The 1,845-nt window shown below is 61.2% G+C and carries 2 protein-coding genes; both read left to right on the top strand.

Annotation, left to right across the window (positions count from 1 at the left end; genetic code table 11):
• Positions 1-125: 125 nt before the first annotated feature.
• On the top strand, positions 126-983 hold the full coding sequence (locus tag ACRESD_RS05265; protein ID WP_431749957.1) for a LysR substrate-binding domain-containing protein: 858 nt from the start codon (positions 126-128) through the stop codon (positions 981-983).
• 99 nt (positions 984-1,082) lie between these two features.
• Entirely contained in the window at positions 1,083-1,790 is a 708-nt protein-coding gene (locus tag ACRESD_RS05260) for a YebC/PmpR family DNA-binding transcriptional regulator (RefSeq protein WP_105695705.1), read from the top strand.
• Positions 1,791-1,845: the final 55 nt, after the last annotated feature.

Genomic DNA, 1,845 nt, shown 5'->3' with positions numbered 1-1,845 from the left:
CGGCAGTGCTCATTCGTGTGTCCTCGCAAAACATTGGGATGAAGTTACGGCGCCTAAATTGCAGTTTGGCTTGTCATCAATCAAATTGTTTGTTGTTATGCGAGCTATCAGTGAGGCCGATAGCTATGAACTTGTTCCAACTGCGTGCATTTGATGCCGTGGCCCGTGAGGGCAGCTTCACCCGGGCGGCGGCACGGCTGTTTATCAGCCAGCCGGCGGTGACCGGGCATATCAAGGCGTTGGAGGAGCACTACCAGATCCCGCTGTTGCGCCGTACGGCACGGCGGGTCGAGTTGACCGAGGAAGGTACGCGGCTGGCCGCCATCACCCGGGCAATCTTCGGCCTGGTGGATGAGGCGCAGACGCTGCTGGAGGCCAACCAGCAACTGCTGACCGGGCGTCTGGAGGTGGCTGCGGATGGCCCGCACTTGGTGATGCCGATGATCGCCAGACTGCGTGCGCGTTACCCGGGCATTACCGTCAACCTGCGGTTGGGCAATGCTCAGGAAACGCTGGCGGCGCTGCTCTCCGAGCACGCGGATGTGGCCGTGCTGACCGAGGTGGAGCCGCGCAATGGCTTGCACCTGCAGCCTTTGGGCGAGTCGCGGATCTGCGCGTTGGTGCCGGCGGGCCATGCCTGGGCCTGTGAGTCCGGGGGGATCGGCCTGGAACAGCTCAACGACGTGATCATGGTGCTGCGTGAGCCTGGTTCCATCACCCGTCGTACCTTTGATGACGCCTGCCAGGCGGGCGGCGTACGACCGAAGGTGCTGCTGGAACTGGACAGTCGCGAGGCAGTGACCGAAGCCGTTGCGGCTGAATTGGGTGTAGGGGTTGTGTCATCGATGGAGGTCAGCCCCGACCCACGGGTGCGGGCGATTGCCTTGCAAGGCGGTGGGTTGGTCAACCGGCATATGCTCGGCTGCCTGGAGCGGCGCCGCTCATTGCGCTTGATCCAGGCGTTTTTCGAGTTGGTGTCTTGACGGTTTTTTGGTGGATTGGAGCGTTTTTGCCCTATAAACTCTGCCCCCAAAGCGCCGGCCAGTAGACGTTTCGGCGCGATGGACAAAAGAGAGTGAGTCATGGGCGCACAGTGGAAAGTCAAACATAAAGAAGCGGCAGCCAATGCCAAGGGCAAGATCTTCGGCAAGCTGGTGAAAGAAATCACCATCGCCGCCCGTAACGGCGCCGACACCTCGACCAACGCCCACCTGCGTCTGGTGGTCGAGCAGGCCAAAAAGGCCTCGATGCCCAAGGAAACCCTGGACCGCGCCATCAAGAAAGGTGCCGGCCTGCTGGGTGAAACCGTGCAGTACCACCGCGTGACCTATGAAGGGTTCGCTCCGCATCAGGTGCCGTTGATCGTCGAATGCGTGACCGACAACATCAACCGTACTGTGGCGGAGATCCGCGTGGCGTTCCGCAAGGGCCAACTGGGTGCCTCGGGCTCCGTGGCCTGGGACTTCAATCACGTCGGCCTGATCGAGGCCTCGCCGGACACCCCGGACGCTGATCCGGAAATGGCCGCCATTGAAGCTGGTGCCCAGGATTTCGAAGACGGCGAGGAAGAGGGCAGCACGTTGTTCATCACCGAAACCACCGACCTCGACGCGGTGCAGAAAGCACTGCCGGAGCAGGGTTTCACAGTGTTGTCGGCCAAGCTGGGCTACATCTCGAAGAACCCGGTCAGCGGTTTGACCGATGAGCAGATGGCCGAAGTCGAAGCCTTCCTGGAAGGCCTGGACAACCATGACGACGTGCAAGACATGTTCGTCGGCCTGGCGGGCTGATCCTGACAGAATAAGCACGGTCAAAATGTGGGAGCGGGCTTGCTCGCGAATGCGG

Origin of the sequence: Pseudomonas sp., from assembly GCF_050739995.1 — a bacterium.
GTDB lineage: Bacteria > Pseudomonadota > Gammaproteobacteria > Pseudomonadales > Pseudomonadaceae > Aquipseudomonas.
The sequence above is the reverse complement of the archived record's forward strand: the minus strand, read 5'-3'. Positions and strand labels throughout refer to the sequence as shown.